We start from the raw sequence: 17,913 nt of genomic DNA, 5'->3' as shown, positions 1-17,913 counted from the left end.
ATCAATCAAATAAATTATTCAATAATTTGTTGTCCACTAAATTAGGTAGGGTAACCTTGAGTTCAGGAGTACGCTCCATTTCCCGTTTAATTGCAAACAGGGCTTCTTTGTTTCGAGCCCAACTTCTACGTGAAATTCCGTTATTGACATCATAGAACAACATGTTCTTTAATCGTCTTGAGGCATCCTTGGAGCCATCCAAGACCATTCCGAAGCCGCCATTAACAACTTCGCCCCAACCTACACCGCCACCATTATGGATGGAAACCCAGGTGGCACCCCTAAAGCTGTCCCCGATAACATTGTGAATGGCCATATCCGCGGTGAATTTACTGCCGTCGTAAATATTGCTGGTCTCTCGAAAGGGGGAGTCGGTACCACTGACATCATGATGGTCACGACCTAAGACGATCGGTGCGGAAATTTCCCCACTTTTTATGGCCTTATTGAATGCCTCGGCAATTTTACTGCGACCTTCGGCATCGGCATATAGGATTCGCGCTTGGGATCCCACAACCAGTTTGTTTTGTCCGGCTTCTTGGATCCAGGTGATATTGTCTTGTAATTGTTGTTGGATTTCCTGGGGGGCTTCAGTCAAAATTTGTTTCATTACCGTAAGGGCAATGGCATCTGTTTTTTGAAGGTCTTCCGGATTGCCCGAGGTGCAAACCCATCGAAAAGGTCCAAAACCATAATCAAAACATAGGGGCCCCAAGATGTCCTGAACATAGGACGGGTACCTAAAATCAATTCGGTTTTCAGCCATGACATCGGCCCCTGCCCGTGATGCTTCCAGTAGGAAAGCATTGCCATAATCAAAGAAATAGGTTCCTTTTGCAACATGTTTGTTGATTGCATCAACCTGTCTGCGCAATGATTTTTGTACTTCAACCTTAAAAGTATTGGGGTCGGTGGCCATCATTTCGTTCGATGCCTCGAAACTCAGTCCGACAGGGTAATACCCGCCCGACCAAGGATTGTGCAGGGAGGTTTGATCCGAACCGATGTGTATGAATATGTCCTCCCTATCAAATCGTTCCCAAACGTCGACAATATTGCCGATAAAAGCCAAGGAAACCACTTCGTTTTCGGCAATGGCTTTTTGGGTCCTGGCAACCAGTTGCTCCATGTCGTCAATTAATTCATCGACCCAACCTTGTGTATGTCTTTTTTGTGCTGCGGCCCTATTCACTTCCGCACAAATGGTGATGCAACCGACAATGTTTCCGGCTTTGGGTTGTGCTCCACTCATGCCCCCCAATCCGGCGGTTAGGAAGATTTTTCCTTTGGGCGACTCATTTTTTCCCAACACTTTACGAAAGGCATTCATTACCGTTATGGCCGTACCATGAACGATGCCTTGTGGACCAATGTACATATAGGAGCCGGCGGTCATTTGTCCGTATTGGGTAACTCCCAAGGCATTGTATTTTTCCCAATCGTCCGGTTTGGAGTAGTTGGGGACCATCATGCCATTGGTAACCACAATCCTTGGCGCTTCTTTGGAAGAAGGAAAAAGTCCCATGGGATGCCCTGAATAGATATGCAACGTCTGCTCCTCGGTCATTATGGCCAAATAGTGCATGGTCAATAGGTATTGTGCCCAATTTTGGAATACGGCGCCATTGCCACCATAGGTAATCAATTCTTCAGGGTGTTGGGCGACAGCTGGATCTAGATTGTTTTGGATCATCAGCATTATAGCGGCTGCTTGCGGGGTTTGGGCCGGATATTCATCAATTGGCCGTGCATAAATCCTGTATTCCGGTTTAAAACGGAACATGTAAATTCTGCCGTAATCATGGAGCTCTTGCGCAAATTCTTGGGATAATTCTAAATGCCAATCTTTTGGAAAATAGCGTAAGGCATTATGAATGGCCAGTTTCTTTTCTTCCAGGGAGAGGATGTCCTTTCGCTTTGGCGCATGGCTGACAGCGGAGGATCTTTCCCTTTTTTTGGGTAACACTTTGGGAATACCCTGAATTATTTGGGATTTAAAATCCAATGATGGGCTATTTTTTTGCATCTTAAATCAGTGCTTATGTTTATTATAGACCAATTCGCCTTTTTTCCATACCATACATGGTTTGAAGTTTCCTTGGTTGTATAAGATCTCTTTGTAATTTCCTGTGTGGAATATGCACATATCGGCCAGGAAACCAGTTTGCAATTGACCCCTATCGGAAAGGTTCAAGGCGGCAGTTGCCCTTGAGGTAATTCCTGCGAGTACTTCGGCATTGGTCAATTTTTCGAAAGTTCCCAAAATGGCCGCTTGCGTCAATAAATCGCCCATGGGGGCCGAACCTGGGTTATGGTCACTGGCAATGGCCAGGGCACCACCGGCATCGAGGATTTTACGGGCTGGGGCGAAAGCGCATCCCAACCCTATGGAAGCCCCTGGCAGTGCGGTCGCAATCACATCACTTGTTGCCAAAAGCTTTATTTCCACTTCGGTACTGGCCTCTAAATGGTCAGCACTGATGGCTTTGTATTTTATGGCGACTTCACTCCCCCCAGTGGTAAATTGGTCGGCATGTACGGTAATATCGAAACCAAGTTCCTTGGCTTTATTGAAATAGGGTTCTATCAATAAGGGGTAAAAGGCCCCTTCTTCGATAAAGGCATCGATCCGATGTGTGAGTTTTTCGGCCTTAAGGATAGGTAGCAATTCGGTTATGATCAATTCCAGGTATTCGGCAGGGTTGCCATCGAAATCCTTCGGAACCATATGTGCGGCCAGACAGGTAGGAACCAAATCAATAGGTAGCAGGGCATCGGCCTCCTTAATCGCATATAGCATTTTCAATTCCTCTTGAATCGAAAGTCCATAACCACTTTTAACTTCAATCGTCGTTACCCCATTGGCCATATGCCGTTTCGCTCTTTTTACAATGCCTTTGATCAGGGCTTCCTTGGTGGCCTTACGGGTTTGGGTAACCGTATCCCAGATACCCCCACCGGCTTTTGAGATTTCCATATAGGTCTTGCCGGAATTGCGTAAGGCATAATCATTGGCCCTTGATCCAGCAAAACAGATGTGCGTATGTGTATCAATAAAGCCTGGTAGACAGGTGTGGTCCCCCTGCAGTTCATGGATTTCCGTATCCGTGGAAACGGTTTTTGCCAATGCATCGAATTTCCCTATGGATTTTATATGTTGACCTTCAATAAGAATCCCCCCATTTTCTATGGTTTTCAGGTCTTGGTCTGCGATGGGTCCCTTTAGGGAAAGCCCTGTCATGGGGATGATTTGTTTAAATGGTCCTATTAATTTCATGCGTGTTTTTTAATTGTAAAAAGATTCCCATTTCTGTGGAAAAGCGGTTGGGCATATCCTTTAAAATACTTCAAATTCGTCTGAATAGGGTGTCTTGAACGAAATCTTTTTTTGCTTTTTGGTTGCATCGATAACATTCATTATGGTTTTGTCCTTTATCATATCGATGCCGAGGGCTATGTCATCGGCAAAGACCCTGTCCTTGGCCGCAAAGGCAACTTTCTTACGTACCGCTTTATGTACTTCATCCAATAATATACCCGATTTTAAGGGTTTTCGAAATTCAAAGGCTTGGGCTGCGGTTAAAAGTTCTATAGCCAAGATTTTCTCAACATTCTCCAATACCTGTAATGCCTTTCGACCACTTATCGACCCCATGCTTACGTGGTCTTCCTGGCCTAGGGAGGTAGGAATACTGTCTGCACTTGAAGGGAAGCATAATCCCTTATTCTCGCTGGCCAATGCGGCCGTTGTATATTGTAGGATCATATAGCCGGAATTGATTCCCGTGTCCTTCATCAGGAGTTTGGGTACGCCAGGGCTGTTGCCCTCCAAGGCCAAATAAATCCTGCGGTCCGAGATATTACCAATTTCAGAGGCGGCCAAACACGCATAATCCAAGGCCATTGCCAAAGGTTGTCCGTGAAAGCTTCCACCACTGATGGTAAGGTCATTGTCAATGATAACGGGATTGTCGGTAACGGAGTTCAGTTCAATCTCGAGCAATTCTTTCAGGTGTAACCACGCATTGCGTGAAGCCCCATGTACTTGGGGGATACATCGAAGGGAATATGGGTCCTGTACACGTTCACAGTTGGCATGGGCCTCCATGATTTCCGACCCTTTCAATAAGCGTTTGATTCTTTTGGCCACATGGATGTTGCCTTTAAAGGGCCTCAGTTTATGAAGTTCGTTGTAAAAAGGTTTTATCGAGCCTTGCAAACCTTCGATCATCATGGCCCCGATAATATCGGCTTGTGAAAGACAGCTGTGCAATTTTTCAACCACTTTTATGGCGTGCGCCGCAATGAATTGGGTGCCGTTAATCAGGGCCAACCCCTCTTTTGCCCCAAGGGCAATGGCTTTCAGTCCTGTTTTTTTAAAAAGTTCTGCTGTGGTCAGTGTTTCACCATCATACTCCACCTTTCCCAAACCAATTAAGGGAAGGAACAAATGGGAGAGCGGGGCCAAATCCCCAGAGGCCCCTACGGAACCTTGGGAAGGAACGACGGGAATCGCATCGTGCCCAATATGCCAAAGGATACGTTCTAGAGTCGTTTCGGAAATCCCGGAAAAGCCCTTGGCAAGGGAATGCGCTTTTAGGATAAGCATCAACTTGGCAATTTCCTTGTCGATAGGTTTACCAACACCAACACTGTGACTTTGTAAAATATTCGTTTGTAATATTTGGGTTTCTTCTTTCGATATCTTCGTTGTACATAAAGGCCCGAAACCCGTATTGATTCCGTAGACAGGCAGGCCTTTCTCGACAATATTCCCCACGATTTTCCAACTTTCGTTGATTTTGTTCCTACTCGGTTTGGACAACCATACTTCCGTTTGGCCATTGGCAATGGCAATCGCTGTACTGGCAGTTAACCAATCTTCCCCTAATTTGAACCTTTTTGGAGTTGAAACCATCAATTTTCTTGTTTAACCCTAAATTTATTGATTAAGTTTGATACTTACTAATACCAATAAAATCAATATTCAATTACCATGGGTTATCAATTGGAGCTTCGGCATTTCACTTATTTTTTGGCGGTTGCCGAGGAATTGCATTTTAGGAAAGCGGCAGAAAAGCTATTTATATCCCAACCGGGGTTGAGTAGGCAGATCAAGCAAATGGAGGGGATATTACAAGTGCAATTGTTCGTTCGGGATAAAAAAAAGGTGATTCTAACGCCAGCGGGGCATTATCTAAAAGGCCAGGCGGAGGCCATATTCCATCAGATAAACGAAGCAAAAAGGCAATTGCAATTGATTGGGGAAGGGGATAAAGGGGAAATCCGGATCGGGTTTTTGGGGTCTGCCATGCAAAGTGTAATTCCGAATTTGCTTTTAAGCCTCAAGGATAAATTCCCTAACATAAAAACGTCCTTGGAAGAGCGTTCGAATATGGCACAGGTAGAGGCCGTTTTAAAGGATGAGTTGGATATAGGATTTGTAAGGTTGTCCAGGGTTCCCAAGGCCTTGGGAATGACAACGGTTTATAGGGATACGTTTTCGTTGGTACTTCCTGAGAATTACCCCATGCTTACACGGAATTTTGAGGGAATGCATCAATTTTCCAACGATGATTTTATACTCTTTAGTAAGGAATACAGCCCTTTTTATTTTGAAACGATCATGAGTATCTGTTCCGATGCCGGTTTTGTTCCCAAGGTGTCGCACAAAACGGTTCATGCGCATACCATTTTTAAATTGGTAGAGAATAATATGGGAATTGCCATTGTGCCCACTGCCTTGAAATCGGGCTTTCAGATGCGGGTAAAATTCATTGAATTAAGGGATATTGACCAACGCGCCTTATTATCTGCCATATGGAAAAAGGATAACGCTAACCCCGTTTTGAAAAATTGTATGGATTTACTTTTGAAGTAAGCTTGATAAAAGAGTAGTTTTAAAATCTAAATATGCAATACATGATTTTTGACTTAATCAAAGATAGGCGTTCGGTATTTCCTGACCAATATGTTGATATCCCCATCTCCAAGGAAGATTTGGATCAAATCCTGGAAGCCGCCAATTGGGCACCTTCCCATAAAAAGACGGAACCATGGCGATTTAAGGTAATGCAGGGGGAATCCAAGGAAAGATTGGGGACCTTCCTTTCTGCAAAATACCAGGAGGTTGAAGAAAGACCGAAGCAGGTAAAGATTAAAAAACTGAAGGAAAATCCGACTAAATCGGCCGTTGTTATAGCCATTTGTATGCAACGTGACCCCAATGGGAGTGTACCTGAATGGGAAGAGGTCGCTGCTGTGGCCATGGCCGTGCAAAATATGTGGCTGAGCTGTACAGAAATCGGCATCGGGTGCTATTGGAGTTCTCCCGGTTTAATCACCTATATGGATGAATTTTTTGATTTGGCCGAAGGGGAGAAGTGTCTCGGATTTTTATATATGGGCTTTTTTGAAGGGGAATTGGCGATTGGCCAACGAAATCCGATTAAGGATAAGGTGGTTTGGCTCGATCAATTAAAATAGGGAAACAAGGCTCCTTTGTACTCCCAAAACGTGGCTATAAAGAGTCCTAAATAAACGATTGTGACCATAAACTTTAGGAAAGTCCCGGTTAAGAATCCTATAAAAGAACCAAAAGCGGCCTTAGTGGCCGTTTTTTTATCGGCCTTGTTCAAAAGTTCCCCGACAAAAGCCCCGACAAAGGGCCAGATTATAATACCAAAAGGTCCCAGGACAGGAAAAAACAAGGCAACCAAAAGTCCTATCGTAGTACCTAGCATTCCGGCTTTGGTACCCCCAAATTTTTTGGTCCCAACGGCTGGAATGATATAATCGAGTGCAAAAACAATCAGGGCAATCACTAAGGTAATGCCCAGGAAGACCCAATCATTGGGAACCGCCTTGGTCAGATATAACAATAATAGTCCGATCCAGCTTATAGGGGGACCGGGCAGTACCGGTAGAAAACTACCCAAAATCCCGATCAACATAAAAATAAATCCGAAAATCAGTAAAGCAATATCCATGGTTGTGTTTTTACTATTGGACAAATGTAACCGACAAATGTTACAAACAAAATCAAATTGTCCTGTTCATTTCAAATTTGATAAGTAAATTTGAATAAGATTGGATCAAGAAATGAAACCCCACAGAACATCTCGAAACTCCAGATTGGCAAGAATGGGATGTGCAGTACTTTGTGTGTTCTATTTATTGGGACTGTTTAATGGTCTGGTTTTGGAAACATTGCATGAGGTTTCACATATTATAGGGCCAAAAATACACCACCATAATTTTGCATCCAGTCATGAACGGATGGATTATTCCTCATTGGAAGCAATGGCAGGGCACTCGCACGAAGCTTTGGAGGCTTTAAAGCAGTTGTTGGAGGCCAATCAGCAGGATGAACAAGAATCCAATAGTGAAACCAATCTTAAACTGGATAAACACATCGTTGAAGAATCTTATTTTGTATCCGAACGAACTGCTACAGTTGTCCAGTATGACAATTGGGAATACAAAAGTGTAAATTCTTTTTGGTACGAAGGTGTGCGTACACCCCCTCCTCAAAATAGCTAACATGGGCCAGGCCAAAATTTTTAAAGAACAGTTTCCAAACTAAAGGGAACAGGGTCTAGGCTTCTAATTGTTCAGGCTTATTTGTACAAATCAAATTTAAAAACAACGACATGAAATATTTTATGACGGCATTTTCCATGCTGTTCATGTGCACTATTGCTGCACAAAACTTGGAAGGAAAATTGATTGATGAATCCGGTTCGCCATTAGGGGACGCGGGCATATTTAACAAAACCAGTGGCCAACATAGCCATACCGATGGTACAGGGCATTTTGTTCTTGATAGGACTTCGGTTAGCGATACGGTCTATTTTTCCAGACTGGGGTATGCTACCCAAACCAGGGTGGTGAGTCCTGCCGATATGGAGGGGTCGATAACGGTCATACTCCAAGAAAGTGCGATTTCTTTAGATCAAGTGGTTTTGGTATCAGAGGTGGATGCCTTGAGTAAATTGGTAGATGTGGATGTAAAGACGAACCCTGTGAAATCATCGCAGGAAATCCTCAGAAAAGTTCCAGGGCTTATCATTGGTCAACACGCAGGAGGCGGAAAGGCTGAGCAAATATTTTTACGGGGTTTTGATGTGGACCACGGTACCGATGTGGCAATTAATGTGGACGGAATGCCTGTAAACATGGTTTCCCATGCCCATGGGCAAGGTTACGCCGATCTGCACTTTGTAATTCCTGAAACCATAGAAAATGTAAACTTTGGGAAAGGACCCTATTATGTCGACCAAGGCAATTTTAATACGGCAGGTTACGTGAACCTGAGGTTGAGAAAGCGTTTGGATAAAAGTATGTTGTCTACCGAAGTGGGGCAATATGGAGCTCGAAGGTTTATGGGGATGTTCAATGTAATCGATAGCCAGAACAGCAATGCCTATCTAGCTTCCGAACTGTATTTGACGGATGGTCCGTTTGATTCACCCCAGCATTTTAATCGCATCAATATGTTGGGAAGATACCGTTACGCATTGCCTGGGGAACAAGAGTTAATGTTGACAGCTTCCCACTTTTCCAGCAAATGGGATGCATCCGGTCAAATTCCGCAAAGAGCGGTTGACCAAGGGTTGATAGGTCGTTTTGGGGCCATTGATGACACTGAGGGTGGACAGACCAGTAGAACCAATTTCCTTTTGAACCATAACAAAAATCTAGGATCGGGTAAATCCTTGAACACAATGGCTTTTGTGTCCCATTATGATTTTGAGCTCTATTCCAATTTTACTTTTTTCTTGGAAGACCCGGTCAATGGGGACCAGATCAAACAATATGAAGATCGTTTATTGGCTGGGGCAAAAACGGAATTTAATAACAATTCGGCAAGTTTGGGGGATTTGGGTTTTAAATACAATATCGGGATTGGTTTCAGGTACGATAATGTGGACGATAACCAGTTGTCGCACACCGCAAATCGACGAGAATTGTTAGAGCGTTTCGCTTATGGCGATGTAGATGAGGTGAATAGTTATGCCTTTGCGGGAGCCACTTTTAAATCGGGCAAATTTACTTTTGAACCAGGGGTTCGTTTGGATTATTTTAAGTTTGATTATAACAACAAGATGCGTGAAATTTACGATAGCCAGAGTGAAGAAAAAGTGGCGTTCAGTCCAAAGTTCAATTTTATTTATAGTCCAACGGAAAAGACACAGCTATTCCTGAAAACAGGAATTGGATTTCATTCCAATGATACTAGGGTAGTGGTGGCAAATGGTGGGGAGGAAATTCTACCGGCAGCTTATGGGATCGATTTGGGAACCATCATAAGACCTTTGGATAAATTGGTTTTGAATGCCACTTTGTGGAGCTTGTTTTTAGATCAGGAGTTTGTGTATGTAGGTGATGCGGGTATTGTGGAGCCTAGTGGGAAAACGCGAAGAATGGGACTTGAGGTGGGAGCCAGGTATCAACCTTTTGATTGGGTCTATATGTATTCTGATGCGAATTATACCCATGCGCGAAGTACCGAAGAGGCAGATGGGGAGGATTTTATTCCGCTTGCACCGGATTTTACCATGGCCGGAGGTATAACCCTAGGTGGGAATCAAGGTTTTTCAGGGGGACTTAACTATAGATATATCGATGATAGATCTGCCAATGAAGATAATTCAATTACCGCCGAGGGTTATTTCGTGACCGATGCAACATTGAATTACAGTATACATAATTGGACGTTTGGTTTGATTGTGGAAAACATTTTCGATGCGGAATGGAACGAAACGCAATTCGCCACCGAAAGCCGTTTGTTCAATGAACCGGAGTCTGTGGAGGAAATCCATTTTACGCCGGGTACGCCATTCTATCTGAGGGGAAAAGTAACAGTAGCATTCTAAATATAAGTCCGCCGGTATGCTACACTGGCGGATTTATTATCCATTTTTCAACAAAGAAATTAGTTGAACATAGACAAGGCAGGGGCAAGGCAATTTTATGTCGGAGGGAAAGGCATAGGCCTCATTTATGAATGGGGCTTATTTTTTGTATATTAAGGAGTTGGTGAAGCTCCTTAAAAAATCGTAATTTCCGCCCTAGAAATGGGGTTCATGAGAAAGTTTTTAGCCATACTGCTTTTATGTTCTTGTTTTTCTTGCGGTTTGTTCGAATCCAAGGAGGCAAAGACCCAAAAATTGGTCAATAAGGAAATGCTTACTATTGATTGGAATGATGTTGACAACTATCCGCTTTTTGAAAATTGCGATGAGTCAACTTCAAAAACAATGCAACGACAATGTTTTGAGAGGGAATTGCTCAATCATTTTTCGGCAACTTTACAAGAGTTCGAGTTTGTCATCGATCCTGACACGAATACCACGGTTTATGTAGATTTCTTAATAGATCAAGAGGGGAAGATAACCGTCGTGGATATTGAAAAGGATAAGGGGATCGAAAAGACAATGCCCGATTTCGACGGAATTATTTCACAGAGTCTACGAAACTTACCACCATTGGCACCGGCATTGAAAAGGGGTATACCCGTACGTGCGAAATTCAGGATACCCATTGTGCTCAGTGCCAATTAATGTACATCGCAGAAAAGCTTAAGATTGCCAACGTAGTTTTCTAACACTTAATATTTAAAAATTTGTCCAACGAAAAAATCATATTGGGAATCGATCCAGGAACCACGATTATGGGTTTTGGGATCATCAAAGTGGAGAACAAGAAAATGAAGTTCGTTCAAATGAACGAATTATTACTTCAGAAATATAACGATCCCTATACCAAACTTAAACTCATCTTTGAGCGCACCATCGAATTGATCGATACGTATCATCCCGATGAAATAGCCATAGAGGCCCCATTTTTTGGAAAAAATGTACAATCCATGTTAAAATTGGGTCGTGCCCAAGGGGTTGCGATGGCCGCAGGTTTATCCCGTCAGATTCCCATCACGGAATACCTGCCCAAGAAAATAAAGATGGCGATTACCGGTAATGGAAATGCGAGTAAGGAACAAGTCGCACGAATGTTGCAAAGTACCCTAGGATTGAAATCCTTACCGAAAAACCTGGATAGTACCGACGGACTCGCAGCTGCGGTGTGCCATTTTTACAATGAGGGTAAGATAGATATCGGAAAAAGCTATTCGGGCTGGGATGCTTTTGTAAAACAAAATGAGAAAAGGGTGAAGAAGTGAAGGGGGCAGTGAACAGTAAACAGTGAACAGTAAACAGTGGGTAGTAAACAGTGGGCAGTAAACAGTTAGCAGAGGATAGAAAGCTGGTGTATTAAAAATTGATAATATTAAAATGAAATTTCAAGAACTTTTAGCATATCAAAAATCATTTGCTCTTGCCATGCGCATTTTTGAGGTCTCCAAAAATTTTCCTATTGAAGAGAGATTTTCGTTAACTGATCAAATAAGAAGATCATCACGAAGTGTTTCGGCAAATATTGCAGAGTCTTACGCCAAGCGGATTTACCCAAAACATTTTATTAGTAAATTAACAGATGCCGATTCAGAAAATCTTGAAACTCAAAGTTGGTTGGAATTCGCATTGGGATGCGGATATGTTAATAAAGGGATATATGATGATTTGTTTCTAAAAAGTAAAGAAGTTGGAAAACTAATAAATTATATGATGAACAATCCTGCGAAATTCGGCTCTAAATAATTATGTCCATACCACTGACCACTGACCACTGACCACTGACCACTGACCACTGAAAACTGACTACTGACCACTGACTACTGACTACTGAAAACTGAATTATGTCCGGCATTTACATCCATATTCCATTTTGCAAACAGGCCTGTCACTATTGTGACTTTCATTTTTCGACCAGTATGGCGAAGAAAGATGCGATGATAGCAGCCTTAAAGCAAGAGTTGGTATTGCGAAAGGATGAATTCAAGGGTGATACTATAGCGACCATTTATTTTGGTGGGGGCACACCATCCGTATTGACGACGACCGAGATCAATGATCTGATAGCAACCGTCTACTCAAATTATAAAGTCATCGAAAATCCGGAAATTACCTTAGAGGCCAACCCCGATGACTTATCACAGGGGAAAATTCTGGAATTGTCCCAAAGTAGTATTAATCGTTTAAGCATTGGGGTCCAATCCTTTTTCGAGGAAGATTTGAAAATGATGAACCGGGCCCATAGTGCCAAAGAGGCGGAGCAATCCATAGGGGAGGCGACGAAATATTTTGATAATATCTCTATAGACCTTATTTACGGTATTCCCGGAATGAGTGATGCACGATGGAGGCAAAACATACAAAAAGCCCTGTCGTTCGGCATTCCACATATATCTTCCTATGCCTTGACGGTGGAGCCAAAAACGGCATTGGCTACTTTTATTAAAAAAGGATTGATAAAGCCATTGGATGACGAGCTCGCCCAGATCCATTTTCAAACACTTTACGATGTTTTGACCAAGGCTGGTTTTGATTGTTATGAGGTTTCCAACTTCGGAAAACCAGAATTCTATTCTAAAAATAACACAGCCTATTGGTTGGGTGAAAAGTATATGGGTATTGGTCCTTCTGCCCATTCCTACGATGGAAAAAACAGAAGTTGGAATATAGCCAATAATCCGAAATACCTTAAAGCCATTGGGGAAGGGGAGTTGCCCAATACCAGTGAACTACTATCCCTGACCGATAAGTACAATGAGTATGTCATGACCGGTTTGCGTACCATTTGGGGTGTTTCTTTAGATAGGATCCGATCTGGATTCGGTGAAAAATACTATGTATATATCACCCGACAGATGGAAAAATATTTAGAACAGGAATTGTTGGTGGTGACTTATGGGCATCTGATTGCCACAAAAAAAGGAAAGTTCTTGGTCGATGGGATTGCCAGCGATTTGTTTATGATTAATTTAGGTTGAAATTAAAATTTGCTTCCTACTGCACGTATGCTGAACATTGTTCCATCATTGTAAGGAAGCCTTTTACATCGGTTTTTGGCTGTTCGAGCGCGGTCAAGAACCAATAACCCTTAAACCCAGTACGTCTCGACTGCGCTCGACGAGACTTTTTTTATATGCTTGCAACCCTGAAAGTTAATAACAGAAACCATACGATAGATCTTTCAAATCCACTTGATATATCCATTCCCATACGTGGTAATGCATCCAATGTAAATGCATGGTATATTACGCACCCTCGGATAGAACCGCACACCCTAGGCGATTTTGTTGGGGCGGTATCCCAAGGGGCTGCTGTCAATTTCAACGATATTTGGTTTAATCCGCATGCGCATGGGACGCATACCGAATGTGTGGGACATATTACAGAGGAATTCCATTCCGTGAATAAAAACCTGAATCGATATTTCTTTTATGCTGAGGTGGTAACCATTGCCCCTGAGAAGGTGAATGAAGATTTTATAATTTCGAAAAAACAACTACAATATGCTTTTGGGAACAAAAAAAGGGATGCGATTATCATACGCACCTTACCCAATTTAAGGGATAAATTCTCCAAGCAGTATTCGAAAACGAATCCTCCTTATATAACAGAGGAAGCCGCTAAATTCTTGGTCGATAAGGGTGTGGAACATCTATTGGTCGATCTGCCCTCGATAGACAGGGAAAGGGATGGTGGGGAACTACGAGCCCATAGGGCTTTTTGGAATGCAAATGGTAAAATGCGAAAGCAAGCAACCATAACTGAATTCATTTATGTGCACAATAGTATTGAGGACGGCACATATTTCCTTAATTTACAAGTGGCGCCTTTTGAGAACGACGCATCGCCCAGTAGACCGGTATTATACGCAAACATAGAAGTGTCCGAATAGGTAGGAGTGTTATCTTTGGTGCTGTTGCCAATGCTTTGTTTGGCCTTAGTAGTGACGAATTTAAAAGCAAGTTGATGAAAACATTGATAAAATTGGAAGAGTTCATGATGCTTACCCTCGGTATTTTCATGTTCGGTTTATTGGGGTACCCATGGTGGTTGTTTTTGGTTTTGATACTCACCCCCGATATTGGAATGGCAGGGTATTTGTTTGGAAATAAAATAGGCGCAATGATGTATAACCTTTTTCATCATAAAGGTTTGGCCATAATTTTATATTTTGCCGGAATGTATTTTTCATCCCCCATTGTTCAATTGATAGGGGTTATTGTATTTTCCCATGCCGCGTTGGATAGGGTGTTGGGATATGGGTTAAAATATAATAAGGGATTCAAGTATACCCATTTAGGGGAAATCGGAAATAAAAATGGATAGTATTTTAGAGATATTTTTAGGGCTCATCCTTGGTGCCATACTTATGTATTGGATGTTTTCCATGTTCAGGAAAAAGAAGAGCAAGGAGCTTACAGAGCATCAATCGACCGTGCTTTTGGAAAAGATAAAAAGTGTTTGTAAGCTCATTTCGGTGGAAGGTGATTTTGCCGAAATCTATAAGTACGAAAATACCAAGGAGCGTTTTCTAAGCTTGGTGAGCAGTAAAAAGAAAGCCTTGATCGTCATCAATGCCAAAGCCCTGATCGGATACGATCTACAGAAGATATTGATGCATGCCGATAACGATAAGAAGAAAATCATCCTGACGAATTTTCCTGATCCCGAAGTACTTTCCATAGAGCCCGAATTGGAGTTTTATGATATCCAAAACGGACTCTTCAATACGTTTACCCCGAATGATCTTACGTCATTGAATAAGGAGGCCAGAAAGCATATCATGGAGAAAATACCGGAGAGCGGCTTAATGGAAACGGCAAAACGAGAGGCCTTGGAGGCAGTATTGTTGATTGAGAAGATCGTTGAGACCATAGGGTGGAAATTGGATTACTCCGCTTTGAAGATAGAAGGAAAACAAAAAAAATTATTGGACTTATGAAAATCGTATTAACCGTATTGCTTATCACCTTCAGCATGGTCGGTTATGGCCAAACAGACAATACTATGGGGAATTTCGATACTAGTTTTGTACATACCGTTTATTTTTGGTTGCACAATCCTGATAGCCAGGAAGACCGTGCGGCTTTTGAAACATCCCTACAAAAATTTATGGAGGCTTCGGCCTATGCCAAGACCAAGTTCATTGGTACCCCTCCAAGGGCCAGTAGGGATGTGGTCGATGGTTCTTTTACCTATTCCTTGATTGTTACTTTTGAATCTGCAGAGGCACAGCAAAAATACCAGGATGAGGCACCCCATAAATTGTTTATAAAGGAGGTAGGCCACCTTTGGGCCAAGGTCGTAGTGTACGATTCCAAAGGTATTTAGATATATAGGATATGAACATAGAGGAATTCAGGGAGTATTGCATTTCCAAAAAAGGGATTACCGAGGAGTTTCCTTTTGATGAAAAGACCTTGGTGTTCAAGGTCATGGGCAAGATGTTTGCTTTGGTTGCATTGGAGCGGCTTCCGTCCCAAGTCAATTTAAAGTGTGATCCTGAACGGGCCATTGCCTTAAGGGAAGAATATGATGGTGATGTTATTCCCGGTTATCACATGAGTAAGGTGCATTGGAATACCGTTCTTCTGGGGAATCTGCCGCCGAAGTTGATATTGGATTTGGTGGATCATTCCCATGATTTGGTAGTTTCGAAATTCACCAAAAAGCTTAAGGCGGAATTTGATGCCTTAGGATGAGTTATGCGGACGAATTTGGAATACATAATCCATGATTTAAAGGAATGCTTTGATGGCAGGCCCGGGTATGGGGATGCTGTCATGACAAAACTCGATACCGTCGATTGGCATATTGTCAATGATCGAATGTATGGGGATAAGACGATTGCCGTTGTGTTACAGCATATAATCAATTGGCGCATTTTTGTCATTAAAAAATTACAGGGTGATGCCGATTATGATGTCATTATCGATACATTGAACAACTGGGTCCCGATCACTGTTGGCAACGAAAAGGAATGGGAACGGTTAAAACAGGGGATCAGGCAAACACAAAAAGAACTTTTGGGGCTATTGGCGGATAGTAATGATTCGGTTTTAAATAAAAAAGTACCCGGTAAAAACTATGTTTTCGGTGTTATTCTAAGAAGTGTTTCCCAACACGATATTTATCATTTGGGACAGATTGCAATGCTTAGTGGCATGACCAAAAGCTAGGATGGTTTCCTTATATTTACCAATCAAATAAGTTACCGCCCCAATGCAAGAGCCTTTATCGTTCTACAACGAACAGATTTCAGAATATAAACATCAGTTATCCCAAGTAAAAAAGCGATTGTATGCATCGAGTATGCTGCGATTGGCTATTTTTTGTATCGCGGTTGTCGGTATTTATTTTGCTTATGGGAATGGAAAATTAGTGGCAGGTATCATCGTAGGTACTATTGTGCTTTTCATTTTCTTGGTTTCACGACATTCCGATTTGCAATATAAGCGGGATCGGATTAAGGCCCTGCTTCACATAAATACTACGGAGATTGAAGTGTTGGAACGCAAATTCCATCATCTACCGGAGGGTAAGGAATTCAATAGGGACGATCATTACTTTTGTCAGGATATTGACCTTTTTGGGAAAGGGTCTTTTTATCAATATGCAAACCGAACAGCCTTGAAGGAAGGGGGAGCGTATTTTTCATCATTATTGTTGGAAAATGATATTGAGGGCATTCCCGCCAAACAGGAAGCTATCGATGAATTGGGTCAGAAACCAAAATGGAGACAAGGGTTTTCTGCCGTGGCGAGCTTGGTAAAAACAGAGACGCCATTTAACGTCATTATCAAATGGTTGAAAGGATATCAGGTTTTTGTGCCGAAATACATGTCCTTTTTGCCAACCGTTTTCTCATTGGTTTCGGTGGCGTTGGTCACCCTGTATTTCATGGACTTACTAAATGGATGGGGCGTTGTTTTTTGGTACTTTTTAGGACTTGGGATTACTGGGCGGTATTTAAAAAGGATAAATAAATTATCCGCAGATACCTCGAAGGTGCAAAGTACTTTTCACCAATATCAAAAATTGATAATGCAGTTGGAAAGCACCGAATTTTCAGCCGGATTATTGAAAGAACAGCAAACTGCCGTTTTGCGGGATAAAGAGCCGACATCAAAAATCTTGGAGGAGTTCTCCAAGATCTTGAATGCCTTTGACCAAAGAAACAATATGATTTTCGGATTTTTGGGGAATGGCCTTTTGCTATGGGATTTACGGCAATCTTTTAAGTTGGAGAATTGGATCCAAAGCCATGGAGGCAATGTGGAAGCTTGGTTCAATGTTGTCATTTTTTTTGATGCTTATAATAGTTTGGGCAATTTCGCTTATAACCATCCACACTACGCTTTTCCAAAGATCGAAAATGAAAATGTTGTTCTAAAACCAACTAAGGCCGGTCATCCCTTACTGGATCCGAAGAAAAGTGTTTTGAATGATTTTCAAATAGATAAGGAGCAATTCTTTATCATCACCGGGGCCAATATGGCTGGGAAGAGTACCTTTTTAAGAACAGTGTCCCTTCAGATTGTTATGGCCAACGTAGGATTGCCCGTATGTGCCTCCACTTCGGAATACGCTCCGATAAAATTGATTACCAGTATGCGGACCTCGGATTCCTTGGCCGATGACGAATCGTACTTTTTCTCTGAGTTGAAACGCCTGAAATTCATTGTGGATGAAATTCAAAAAGACCGTTATTTTATCATTTTGGATGAAATTTTAAAGGGCACCAATAGCACGGACAAGGCCATTGGATCTCGAAAATTCGTGGAGAAATTGGTAGCATCCAAATCCACAGGAATCATTGCCACCCATGACTTGAGTCTTTGTGAGGTAGCTAAGGATTTACCACAAGTTGCCAATTATTATTTTGATGCCGAAATCATCGATAATGAGCTTCATTTCGATTATACGCTTAAAAAAGGTATTTGTCAGAATATGAATGCTTCCTTCTTGTTGAAAAAGATGGAAATTGTGGAATAATTGC

General features: G+C 42.2%; 19 protein-coding genes. 15 read left to right on the top strand and 4 right to left on the bottom strand.

Going from position 1 to position 17,913, the window contains the following annotated elements; all coding sequences use genetic code 11:
* Position 1: 1 nt before the first annotated feature.
* Genes HPE56_RS11255 through hutH form a run of 3 tightly spaced genes read right to left on the bottom strand, consistent with a single transcriptional unit; the run spans position 2 to position 4,918 of the window.
* Positions 2-2,026 carry a urocanate hydratase gene (locus HPE56_RS11255; RefSeq protein ID WP_223170277.1) on the bottom strand — a complete coding sequence of 675 codons (2,025 nt, stop codon included), beginning with the start codon at positions 2,024-2,026 and terminating at the stop codon, positions 2-4.
* A gap of 6 nt (positions 2,027-2,032) precedes the next feature.
* The gene (gene hutI / locus HPE56_RS11250) at positions 2,033-3,277 is read right to left on the bottom strand and encodes an imidazolonepropionase (RefSeq protein ID WP_188243858.1); all 1,245 of its coding nucleotides are present in this window, start codon (positions 3,275-3,277) and stop codon (positions 2,033-2,035) included.
* A 60-nt stretch (positions 3,278-3,337) separates the two neighbouring features.
* The gene (hutH, locus tag HPE56_RS11245) at positions 3,338-4,918 is read right to left on the bottom strand and encodes a histidine ammonia-lyase (protein ID WP_188243857.1); all 1,581 of its coding nucleotides are present in this window, start codon (positions 4,916-4,918) and stop codon (positions 3,338-3,340) included.
* 78 nt (positions 4,919-4,996) lie between these two features.
* Between hutH and HPE56_RS11240 the strand changes: the two genes are divergently transcribed.
* Together HPE56_RS11240 and HPE56_RS11235 are read left to right on the top strand one after the other, a co-directional pair.
* Positions 4,997-5,881 carry a LysR family transcriptional regulator gene (locus tag HPE56_RS11240; RefSeq protein ID WP_188243856.1) on the top strand — a complete coding sequence of 295 codons (885 nt, stop codon included), beginning with the start codon at positions 4,997-4,999 and terminating at the stop codon, positions 5,879-5,881.
* Positions 5,882-5,922: 41 nt separating this feature from the next.
* Positions 5,923-6,486 (top strand): nitroreductase family protein, encoded by a 564-nt coding sequence (locus tag HPE56_RS11235; RefSeq protein ID WP_188243855.1) that lies wholly within the window; start codon positions 5,923-5,925, stop codon positions 6,484-6,486.
* Here the strand turns inward: HPE56_RS11235 and HPE56_RS11230 are convergent.
* A complete protein-coding gene (locus HPE56_RS11230; RefSeq protein ID WP_188243854.1) occupies positions 6,474-6,989 on the bottom strand; it encodes a DUF456 domain-containing protein in 516 nt (171 codons plus the stop codon). The two genes, HPE56_RS11235 and HPE56_RS11230, sit on opposite strands and share 13 nt — an antisense overlap.
* 112 nt (positions 6,990-7,101) lie before the next feature.
* Here HPE56_RS11230 and HPE56_RS11225 point away from each other — a divergent pair, with 112 nt between their 5' ends.
* The 13 genes from HPE56_RS11225 (at position 7,102) to HPE56_RS11165 (ending at position 17,909) form a co-directional block, all read left to right on the top strand.
* The gene (locus HPE56_RS11225) at positions 7,102-7,542 is read left to right on the top strand and encodes a hypothetical protein (RefSeq protein WP_188243853.1); all 441 of its coding nucleotides are present in this window, start codon (positions 7,102-7,104) and stop codon (positions 7,540-7,542) included.
* A 110-nt stretch (positions 7,543-7,652) separates the two neighbouring features.
* Complete coding sequence (locus HPE56_RS11220; RefSeq protein WP_188243852.1) at positions 7,653-9,878, top strand: TonB-dependent receptor; 2,226 nt, start codon at positions 7,653-7,655, stop codon at positions 9,876-9,878.
* 210 nt (positions 9,879-10,088) lie between these two features.
* The gene (locus HPE56_RS11215; protein WP_223170276.1) at positions 10,089-10,565 is read left to right on the top strand and encodes an energy transducer TonB; all 477 of its coding nucleotides are present in this window, start codon (positions 10,089-10,091) and stop codon (positions 10,563-10,565) included.
* Between the two features lie 62 nt (positions 10,566-10,627).
* Positions 10,628-11,182, top strand: a complete 555-nt coding sequence (ruvC, locus tag HPE56_RS11210) for a crossover junction endodeoxyribonuclease RuvC (RefSeq protein WP_188243850.1) — start codon at positions 10,628-10,630, stop codon at positions 11,180-11,182.
* A 112-nt stretch (positions 11,183-11,294) separates the two neighbouring features.
* Entirely contained in the window at positions 11,295-11,660 is a 366-nt protein-coding gene (locus HPE56_RS11205; protein ID WP_188243849.1) for a four helix bundle protein, read from the top strand.
* A 98-nt stretch (positions 11,661-11,758) separates the two neighbouring features.
* Positions 11,759-12,892: a radical SAM family heme chaperone HemW gene (gene hemW / locus HPE56_RS11200; RefSeq protein WP_188243848.1), complete on the top strand. Its 1,134-nt coding sequence runs from the start codon at positions 11,759-11,761 to the stop codon at positions 12,890-12,892.
* Positions 12,893-13,047: 155 nt separating this feature from the next.
* Positions 13,048-13,806, top strand: a complete 759-nt coding sequence (locus HPE56_RS11195) for a cyclase family protein (protein ID WP_188243847.1) — start codon at positions 13,048-13,050, stop codon at positions 13,804-13,806.
* A 74-nt stretch (positions 13,807-13,880) separates the two neighbouring features.
* Entirely contained in the window at positions 13,881-14,240 is a 360-nt protein-coding gene (locus HPE56_RS11190; protein WP_188243846.1) for a DUF4260 domain-containing protein, read from the top strand.
* Positions 14,233-14,856, top strand: a complete 624-nt coding sequence (locus tag HPE56_RS11185; RefSeq protein WP_188243845.1) for a DUF4230 domain-containing protein — start codon at positions 14,233-14,235, stop codon at positions 14,854-14,856. The genes HPE56_RS11190 and HPE56_RS11185 overlap by 8 nt, the downstream gene beginning before the upstream one ends.
* Positions 14,853-15,245 carry a Dabb family protein gene (locus HPE56_RS11180; protein ID WP_188243844.1) on the top strand — a complete coding sequence of 131 codons (393 nt, stop codon included), beginning with the start codon at positions 14,853-14,855 and terminating at the stop codon, positions 15,243-15,245. The genes HPE56_RS11185 and HPE56_RS11180 overlap by 4 nt, the downstream gene beginning before the upstream one ends.
* Before the next feature lie 11 nt (positions 15,246-15,256).
* Positions 15,257-15,616: an MmcQ/YjbR family DNA-binding protein gene (locus HPE56_RS11175; RefSeq protein WP_188243843.1), complete on the top strand. Its 360-nt coding sequence runs from the start codon at positions 15,257-15,259 to the stop codon at positions 15,614-15,616.
* 3 nt (positions 15,617-15,619) lie between these two features.
* Positions 15,620-16,093 (top strand): DinB family protein, encoded by a 474-nt coding sequence (locus HPE56_RS11170; protein ID WP_188243842.1) that lies wholly within the window; start codon positions 15,620-15,622, stop codon positions 16,091-16,093.
* Positions 16,094-16,136: 43 nt separating this feature from the next.
* Complete coding sequence (locus HPE56_RS11165; RefSeq protein ID WP_188243841.1) at positions 16,137-17,909, top strand: MutS-related protein; 1,773 nt, start codon at positions 16,137-16,139, stop codon at positions 17,907-17,909.
* The last annotated feature ends 4 nt before the right edge of the window (positions 17,910-17,913 follow it).

The organism is Maribacter aquimaris (genome assembly GCF_014596745.1).
Classification (GTDB): domain Bacteria; phylum Bacteroidota; class Bacteroidia; order Flavobacteriales; family Flavobacteriaceae; genus Maribacter_A; species Maribacter_A aquimaris.
Note: the sequence above shows the minus strand (reverse complement) of the source record. Positions and strands in the feature narration are given on the sequence as shown.